This window comes from Haloferax prahovense (assembly GCF_000723845.1).
Taxonomy (GTDB): domain Archaea; phylum Halobacteriota; class Halobacteria; order Halobacteriales; family Haloferacaceae; genus Haloferax; species Haloferax prahovense.
The window spans coordinates 1,659,431-1,667,625 of the sequence record NZ_LK053000.1; the positions used below are offsets into that span (position 1 = coordinate 1,659,431).

7 protein-coding genes and 1 pseudogene are annotated in these 8,195 nt (G+C 70.5%); 5 read left to right on the plus strand and 3 right to left on the minus strand.

The window, feature by feature from the left end:
• Nucleotides 1-22: 22 nt before the first annotated feature.
• A complete protein-coding gene (locus BN984_RS08285) occupies nt 23-1,975 on the minus strand; it encodes a COG1361 S-layer family protein (RefSeq protein ID WP_049968017.1) in 1,953 nt (650 codons plus the stop codon).
• 133 nt (nt 1,976-2,108) lie between these two features.
• Between BN984_RS08285 and BN984_RS08290 the strand changes: the two genes are divergently transcribed.
• From BN984_RS08290 to BN984_RS08305, 4 genes are all read left to right on the plus strand, one after another.
• On the plus strand, nt 2,109-3,101 hold the full coding sequence (locus BN984_RS08290) for an ABC transporter ATP-binding protein (protein ID WP_049968018.1): 993 nt from the start codon (nt 2,109-2,111) through the stop codon (nt 3,099-3,101).
• Nucleotides 3,094-3,897, plus strand: coding sequence for an ABC transporter permease subunit (locus tag BN984_RS08295; RefSeq protein WP_008091536.1), 804 nt, complete (start codon nt 3,094-3,096; stop codon nt 3,895-3,897). Before BN984_RS08290 ends, BN984_RS08295 begins: the two co-directional genes overlap by 8 nt.
• Nucleotides 3,898-3,990: 93 nt before the next feature.
• Nucleotides 3,991-4,998 carry a WD40/YVTN/BNR-like repeat-containing protein gene (locus BN984_RS08300; protein WP_049968019.1) on the plus strand — a complete coding sequence of 336 codons (1,008 nt, stop codon included), beginning with the start codon at nt 3,991-3,993 and terminating at the stop codon, nt 4,996-4,998.
• Nucleotides 4,999-5,074: 76 nt separating this feature from the next.
• The gene (locus BN984_RS08305) at nt 5,075-6,157 is read left to right on the plus strand and encodes a geranylgeranyl reductase family protein (protein ID WP_049968020.1); all 1,083 of its coding nucleotides are present in this window, start codon (nt 5,075-5,077) and stop codon (nt 6,155-6,157) included.
• A 30-nt stretch (nt 6,158-6,187) separates the two neighbouring features.
• Here BN984_RS08305 and ygfZ read toward each other — a convergent pair whose 3' ends face one another.
• Nucleotides 6,188-7,285 (minus strand): CAF17-like 4Fe-4S cluster assembly/insertion protein YgfZ, encoded by a 1,098-nt coding sequence (gene ygfZ / locus BN984_RS08310; RefSeq protein ID WP_008091542.1) that lies wholly within the window; start codon nt 7,283-7,285, stop codon nt 6,188-6,190.
• Nucleotides 7,286-7,422: 137 nt separating this feature from the next.
• Nucleotides 7,423-7,806 (minus strand): annotated as a pseudogene (locus BN984_RS08315) (DUF6432 family protein); the annotation flags it as partial.
• A gap of 20 nt (nt 7,807-7,826) precedes the next feature.
• Between BN984_RS08315 and BN984_RS19945 the strand changes: the two are divergent.
• Nucleotides 7,827-8,195: DUF7093 family protein (locus tag BN984_RS19945; RefSeq protein ID WP_449404896.1), on the plus strand; the 369-nt coding region annotated here is incomplete at its 3' end.

The window sequence follows — 8,195 nt, forward strand, 5'->3', positions numbered from 1 at the left end:
TTCTTCAGCGCCGACGGTGCTCTCAGCGACGCTGATACCACCAGTAGCCGACGCCCGCGAGCGCGAGGACCATGACGAGCGCCGGGAAGAAGGGGAACGTCGTCGCCGGTTCGACCACCTCGACGGCGACCCGCTGGGTGCCCGTCGAGAGCTGTCTGCCGGCGTCGTCCTCGTAGCTCACGTCGACGCCGACGACCTGCGTCTTCGGGACGGCGTCGCCGCTCACTTCGAGGTCGAAGACGACGAGGCGCGTCTCGCCGGCGTCGAGTCGCGGGACGAACGCGACGGCGTCCTCGCTCGAAAGCGGCTCCTCGGCGACGAGCCTGACCGTCACGTCGGTCTGCTGCGTCGCCTCGGTGTTCGTCACCGCGAGGACGAGCCGGCCGGTCGAATCCACCTCGAACGTCGCGTTCCGCGGTTCGACCGCGACGGCGGGGTCGCCGGTGCTCACCGCCGCGAGCACGTCGGTCCGGTCGGCCGCGCGCAGTTCGTCGCCCGGCGGCCGGTACTCGACGACGAACGGGAGTCGACGCGTCCCCGGCGTCGTGCCCGCGGCGAGGCCGATGGCGTACTCGAACTCGGCGACCTCGCCGGGCGCGAGCGTGCCGACGGTCACGTCGAGGTCCGTCGGCGTCAGCGCCGGGTCGTCGGATTCGAGGCGGAGCACCACGTCTCGGGCCTCGCCCTCGCCGACGTTCTCGACGGTGCCGACGACGCGGCCGACACCGCCGACTCTGAGCGTGCTCTCTTCGACCGTCACGGCGAACGCCGGGCCGGCTCCGGGGTCGAGACCGGCGACCAGTGACTGGACCTTCCGGTCGCCGCCGGGGTTGCGGAACGAGACGGCCACGTCGAGCGAGTAGGGCCGGTCGAGCGCGTCGTCGGCGACGCGGGCGCGGAAGCTCACGCGCCTCGTCTCGCCGGGTTCCCACGCGCCGACGTAGGCCTCCGCGGCGGGCGCGCCGGCCCCGAACGTCACCTCGGAGTCGGCGGACGCCACGCCGACGGTCGTCGCCGAGGCGGTCGCGTCGCCGACGTTCACGAGTTCGAGCGTCAGCGTGCCGGTGTCGCCGACGGCGACCGCGGCGTCCACGTCCGCGAGTTCGAAGTCGGCCCCGCGGGTCGGGCGCACCCCGGCGACGAACGACCGCGAAGTCCGCGTTTGACCGTCCTCGTCTCGGTAGGTCACGGTCAGGTCGACCGAGTAGTTGCGGACGATGGCGTCGTCGGCGACGCGGGCGCGGAAGCTCACGCGCTCTGTCGCGCCTTCCTCCCACTCGCCGACGAACGTCTCCGCGGAGGCGACGCCGCTTCCGAACGTTATCTCCGGGTCGGTCGAGGTGACGGTCACCGTCGCGTCCGCGGCCCCGACGGGCCCGACGTTCTCGATGTCGACCGCGACGGTCCCGCTGTCACCGACCGCGAGGGCGGCGTCGACCGTCCGGACCGCGAACGCGGGTCTGCGCTCGACGACCACTTCGAGGTCCCGCTTGATGGTCCGACTCCGGTGGGTCGTCCGGACCGTCTCGCCGTCCACGTACACCGAGGCGGTGTAGTCGTAGGTGAACGTGACGGGGAGTTCGTAGGTACCGGGCCGCGCGCCCTCGGCGACGCGGAGGCGGAGCGACGCCGGCCCGGAGACGCCCTCGGGGACGGTCCCGACGGGAATCTCACCGCTGACGACGGTGATGGGGCCGTTCGACTCGCCGCGGATGGTCAGCGCGCGGGCCGTCTGGACGAGCGCCTCGTACTCCTCGGGGCCGTCGTTGGTGACCGTCCCGCTGTTGACGACGAACACCTCGACCGCGGCCTCGGTACCGGCGACGAGTCGGTTCTCCGGCGCGATAATCGAGAGGTCGGGACTTCCGGTCACTCGGCTGGCGGCCGCGGCGCTCCCGGTTGCGCCGGCGAGGGCGGACAGGACCAGTAGCGTGGCGAGGAGCGCCGCGCTCGCCCGCCGGGTACGACGAGTCATGGTGAAGGGACCGGCGGGCGAGCCCGCTTCAGTCGCGCTAGATACGCGGCATGTAAGCTTAACAACACGCTCGGCTCTCAATCGGTGGTAACGTCACGCAAGGGATACGTCCGGAGCGCGCCTACGTGTGGGCATGTCCGTCCCCGCCATCGACATCGACGGCCTCACCAAGTTCTACGGGGACGTTCGCGGGGTCGAGGAGCTCTCGATTTCCGTCTCGGAGGGCGAGCTGTTCGGCTTCCTCGGCCCCAACGGCGCGGGGAAGTCAACGACGATTCGCCTGCTTCTCGGCCTGCTCAAACCGACCGACGGCACGGCGAGCATCCTCGGGGTTCCGGTGGACGACCGCGCGGCCTTCCTCGACGTGCTCTCGCGCGTCGGCCACATCCCCGGCGACCCGCGGTTCTACGACGACGTGACCGGCCGCAAGACCCTCGACTACTTCGCCGGACTCTCCGGCGACGCCCGCCGCGACGAACTCCTCGGCCGCTTTCCGGTGCCGCTTGACCGGCCGGTCCGGGCCTACTCCCGCGGCAACCGGCAGAAACTCGCCATCGTGCAGGCGTTCATGCACGACCCGCGGGTGGTCGTGATGGACGAGCCGACCTCGGGGTTGGACCCGCTCGTCCAACAGGAGTTCTACGAGTTCCTCCGCGAGGAGCGCGCCCGCGGGGTGACGGTGTTCTTCTCGACGCACATCCTCGGGGAGGTCCGCGAGGTCTGCGACCGCGTCGCCATCATCCGAAACGGTCGGCTCGTCGCCGTCGAGGACATCGACGACCTGCTCGCCCGGAGCGGGAAGGTCGTCACGGTCCAGTCGCCCGACTCCATCGACCTCGCCGACTTCGACTTTCCGGAGACCATCGACGCCCGCATCGAGCCCGACGGCTCCCTCCGACTCGTCACCTCGGGCAACTACGACGCGCTCGTGGACGCCCTCGACGGCTACCGAATCGACGACCTCGAAGTCCGCGAGACGGCCATCGAGGACGTGTTCATGCACTTCTACGACGAGGGTGACGGCGGAGAAGACGGCGTTGACGTCGGCGACAGCGCCGCCACCGACGACGGGGGCGACGCCGAGGACCCGTCGCCCGCCGACGCCGAGGAGTCCGCGAATGCGTGAACTCGACATCGCGTCCTTCGAATTCGCCCGGCGACGGCGCGGGCTCGTCATCGTCTGCGTGCTCCTCGTAGCGACCGCGGGGCTCACCATCGCCGTCTTCCCGTCGTTCGGCGAGTCCGACATCGACTTCGCCGAACTGCTGGAGTCGTACCCCGAGGAGTTTCAGGCGGCCTTCGTCGGGAGCGTCACCGACTTCTCGTCGCTCGAAGGCTACCTCGTGGTCGAACTCTACCAACTCGTCTGGCTCCTCATCGTCGGGAGTTACTTCGCCTACGCCGCGGGGTCGCTCGTCGCCGGCGAGGTCGACCGACAGTCGGTCGAACTCGTCCTCGTTCGGCCCGTCTCGCGCACCCGGTTCGTCGTCGGTAAGTTCCTCGCGATGCTCCCGGCGGTCGCCGTCGTCGACCTCGCACTCCTCGCGGCCGTCGTCGTCGGCGCGGGCCTCATCGACGAGGAGATTCACCTTACCCGCCTCCTCGCGGTCCACGCCGTCGGCGGCCTCTACCTCGTCGCCTGCGTCGCGGTCGGCCTCCTCGCGTCGGCGTTCTTCGGGCGCGTCCGCCGGGCGCAGGGCGCGGCCATCGGCGTCGTCTTCGGGACGTTCCTCCTCGACTCCCTGACCGTCGACACCGACTACGAGTTCCTCGGAGCCCTGTCGCTCACGCGCTACCTCGACCCCGGCGAACTCCTCGTCGCCGGCGACGTGGACTGGGGTGGCATCGCCGTGCTCGTCGCCGTGACGTGCGTCCTCGTCGTCCTCGCGGCCGAGGTGTTCGAGCGTCGCGACCTGTCGTAATCGTCGTTCTGCTCTCGGTCACCCGCGGCCCGCGCGACCGGCGCGAGCCACGCCCCGCGCCCGCTTTTTCACCGTCGAGCCCCTCTGTCCCCCATGCACCTCTACGCCGCCGCGAACGGCGCGGTCCTCTCGGTCTCGGGGTCGCCCGACGACTCGACCGCCCGTCGGAGACTCGCCGACCACCGCATCGAGTGCGTCGCGGCCGACCCGCGCGCGCCGGACCGGGCGTTCTGCGGGACCTTCGACGCCGGCGTCTTCCGAACGACCGACGGCGGGGCGTCGTGGCACGCGGTCGGCACCGACGCGCTCCCCGAGTCGGTGACGAGCCTCGCCGTCTCGCCGGCCGACCCGGACGTGGTCTACGCCGGTACCGAGCCCTCGGCAGTCTTCCGTTCTCCCGACGGCGGCGACACGTGGGCCGAACTCGCGTCGCTTTCGGACCTCGATTCGGCGTCGTCGTGGGCGTTTCCGCCCCGCCCGCACACCCACCACGTCCGCTGGATAGAACCGGACCCGACCGACCCCGACCGGCTGTTCGTCGCGGTCGAGGCCGGGGCGCTCGTCCGCTCGCTCGACGGCGGGGAGACGTGGCAAGACCGCGTGCCGTCGAGCAAGCGAGACACGCACTCGATGGCGACGCACCCCGACCGACCGGGTCGCGTCCGGGTCGCCGCGGGCGACGGCTACGCCGAGACCGACGACGCGGGCGAGACGTGGACGACGCCGACCGCGGGGCTGGGCCACGGCTACTGCTGGAGCGTCGTCGTCGACCCCGCGGACCCGGACTCGGTGCTTCTGACGGCCGCCTCCGGGCCGATGCGCGCCCACCGGGTCGAGTCGGCGGAGGCGTACCTCTACCGCCGGGCGGACTCGTCGGAGGGCGGTGGTGAGTCGTGGGAACGCCTCGACGAGACCGGACTGCCGACCGGGCCGGGCGCGACGCGAGGGATTCTTGCCGCCGGTCTGTCCGGCGGCGAGTGCTACGCCGCGAACGACCGCGGCCTCTACCGGACGACCGACTTCGGCGACTCGTGGGACCGAATCGAGGTTCCGTGGGACGGGACACGACGGACTGCGGCGGGGCTGGCGGTCGTCGAGTAGCCGGGCGGTTTTTCCTCCGAGACGTCCCCTCGTCCGAAGCGAGAAGATTCATGGGTCGGCGCGGCAACGGCCAAGCATGTACGATTTCGCCGTCGTCGGCGTCGGTCCCGCCGGCGCGCGGTTCGCCCGCCGCGCGGCCGACGCGGGCTACGACGTGCTCGCGCTGGAGAAAGGCGAGGTCGGGACGCCCCTCGCGTGCTCCGGGCACGTCAGCACCGACATCTGGGAGTACGTCCCCGACGAGGCGCGCGACCGCCTGTTTCAGAACCGCATCTACGGGGCGAACTTCCGCGTCGGCGGCCCGAACTCCAAGGCATACCCGTTCTACAAGCAAAGCGAGGTCTCGAACGTCATCGACCGCGTCGAACTCGACCGCACCCTCGCCGACTGCGCCCGCGACGCCGGCGCTGACGTGCGCGAGGGCCACACCGTCACCGCCGTCGAGGAACTCGACGACCGGGTCCGACTGACCGTGAGCGTGGCCGGTGAGGCCGGTACCGTCCGGTTCGAGGCGAAGATGGTCGCCGGGTGCGACGGCCCGACCTCGCGGGTCCGCCGAGCGCTCGACCTCCCCGAACCGTCGGAGACGCTCCACGGCGTCCTCGCGTTCGACCCTGACCCGGACGACGGCGACTTCGTCGACGTGCACCTCACGGTCCCGCGCTTTTTCGCGTGGCGCATCCCCCGCGGCGACGCCGGCGTCGAGTACGGCCTCGCGGCCCCGCCGGGCGCTGAGGTCAACGAAATGTTCGACGCGCTCACGAACACCTACGACGTGGAGACGGAGCACTTCTGTTCGGGTGCCATCCCCATCGGCCCGCCGGACCGGACGACCACTCGTCGGGCGTTCCTCGTCGGGGACGCGGCCGCCCAGACCAAGCCGTTCACCGGCGGCGGCATCCTCTACGGGATGACCGCGGCCGACATCGCCGCCGCGACCATCGACCCCGACGACCCCGAGACGCTGTCGGCCTACGAGGACGCGTGGCGCGACGAACTCTCCCGGGAGATTCGGCTGGGCCACCTCGTGCGCCGGTGTTACTCTTTCCCCGAGTGGCTCCAGCGGGTCGGTCTCCGGTCGCTGTCGGGGGAAATCGGCGTCCACATGGACAAGCCGAGCTCGTTCTTCTCGCGCGAACACCTGAAGAAACTGCTCTGAAAGGGCCGGGAGCGCCGAAACGCTCCGCTCCTATTTCTCGCCCGGATACGTCGGGAGCCGCGCCGACACCGCGCTCCCCTCGACGAACGGGAGCGACTCGCGGGTCGCGCCGACGCGGTCGTCACCGACCGCGACTTCGAGGTCGTCGGCGTCGAGGCCGTAGTCCACGAGCGCGAAACCGATGGGTGATTCGAGCATCGGGCTCTCGACGGCGCGGGTGACGGTCCCGACCGGGTCGCCGTCCGCGGAGACCTCGGCGCCCGCGTCGGGGAGGTCGTCGGCGCGGAAGCCGACGAGTCGGCGCGAGGGCCGCCCGCGGTTTTCGACCTTCGAGACGACCTCTTGGCCGACGAAACAGCCCTTGTCGAAGTCGAGCGCGTTGCGGACGCCGACGACGTTCGGGAGGTTGCCGCGGAGTTCCGACTCGAAGAGCGGCGTGCCGGCCTCGGCGGTGAGGCTGTCCCACGTCTGGTAGCCGACGGGGACCGAGGGGTTGCCGTAGAACAGCAGCGCGTCGAGCACGTCTTCGGCGTCCTTCGCGCGGCAGATGACGTCGTAGCCCTCCTCACCGGTCGGGTTGTCGGAGGCGACGACCGTGACGCCGAGTTCGCCGCCGATAGAGCCGCGGACGAAGGAGAGCTCCGGTTCGGGCGCGCCCGCCCCCGAGAGGATGCTCGCCACCTTCTCGGTGGACTGCGGGCCGTGGACGCCGAAGACGCCGAACTCGTCGGACGCGTCGCGGAGTTTGACGCGCTGGAGGAACGTCTTCGAGCGCCACTCCTCGACGAGCGGTTCGGCGCGGTCCCGCGGGGTGAAAATCAGCAGTCGCTCGCCCGCGTTGTAGACGTACATCTCCGTCTCGATGCGGCCGTCGGGGTCTAAAAGTAGGGCGTAGACGCCCTCGCCGTCCTCGTCCGGGACGGTGTTGGTCACCGCGTTGTCGACGTAATCGACCCGGTCTTCGCCCTCGACGACGACGACGCCGTAGCCGTGTTCGATGACGCCGACGCCGTTTCTGACGGCGCGGTGGGTCCGCTCGGGGCGGCCGTAGTGGCTCACGACCTCGATTCCGCCGCGCGTCTCGAACGTCGCACCGTGTGCCTCGTGGATGTCGGCGACGAGTGTCATTACCCCCCGTTTCGCCTTCGGCGCGTAAAACCCTCCCACTCCCGGACGACTCGCCCGGCTTTCGGTCGGCGGTCCGCCGGCGACGGCCGCGGGCGGACCGGACAGTCAAAACGAGTCCGTTCTCCGCGCTGGCTCGCTCAGAGCCCGAACCGCTCGCGGAGTCTCTCGAACAACGACGCGTCCTCTTCGACGGCTTCGCTCGGGTCCGGAACGACGCGCTCGTCGGCGTGGATGAGCACCCCCGTGTCGGCCTCCTCGACCACGATGAGGCCCTCGTCTTTCAGCGCCGACAGCGCCTCTTCGATGGTGTCGATGTCGGCGTCCACGGCGGCACGGAGTTCGAACACCGTCATCCCCTCGTCGTGGCGGTCGACGAGCGCGTCGAGCACCGCGACCTCGATGTCGCGGCGGTTCCGGAACTCCCGCCTCGCTCTCATAGCGGGTACATCGTTCGCCTCCTGTTTACTTGTACCGCCCGTCTGACGGACGTCCGACAGGCAGGGGGTACCTTTTTGTTTCCGAACCCCGGAATCCTCGCGTAATGGGACTTACTTGCCGTCTTCTCGGGCACTCCTACGGAGACCCCGAGACGGAACGGGAGCGAGAGGAACGCGGCGACGAGGTGGTCGTCTCGATTCGGGAGATACAGGTCTGTTCGCGGTGCGGACACGAACAGGTAATGAGCGAGAACAAGGAGGTCACGGCCATCCGAACGCCCGAGGAGGTCGGGATGACGGAGGGCGAAGTCGAGACCGCGGCCGCGGGGTTCGAACCGGCGAACCCGCAGCCCGGCGTCTCCGACAGCGAGGACGCCGCCATCGAGACGGCTCCGGACGCGGAGACGCAGGCCGAGGTCGACGACGCCAACGCCGGCGCCGACGCCGCTGCGGACGCCGACGCCGGCGCGGAC

What these genes read in the sequence shown, in the direction of transcription:
- BN984_RS08295 (WP_008091536.1), top strand. Translation starts at nt 3,094, where the DNA reads ATGCGTGAACTCGACATCGCGTCCTTCGAATTCGCCCGGCGACGGCGC.
- BN984_RS08285 (WP_049968017.1), bottom strand. Translation starts at nt 1,975, where the DNA reads ATGACTCGTCGTACCCGGCGGGCGAGCGCGGCGCTCCTCGCCACGCTA.
- ygfZ (WP_008091542.1), bottom strand. Translation starts at nt 7,285, where the DNA reads ATGACACTCGTCGCCGACATCCACGAGGCACACGGTGCGACGTTCGAG.
- BN984_RS08305 (WP_049968020.1), top strand. Translation starts at nt 5,075, where the DNA reads ATGTACGATTTCGCCGTCGTCGGCGTCGGTCCCGCCGGCGCGCGGTTC.
- BN984_RS08300 (WP_049968019.1), top strand. Translation starts at nt 3,991, where the DNA reads ATGCACCTCTACGCCGCCGCGAACGGCGCGGTCCTCTCGGTCTCGGGG.
- BN984_RS08290 (WP_049968018.1), top strand. Translation starts at nt 2,109, where the DNA reads ATGTCCGTCCCCGCCATCGACATCGACGGCCTCACCAAGTTCTACGGG.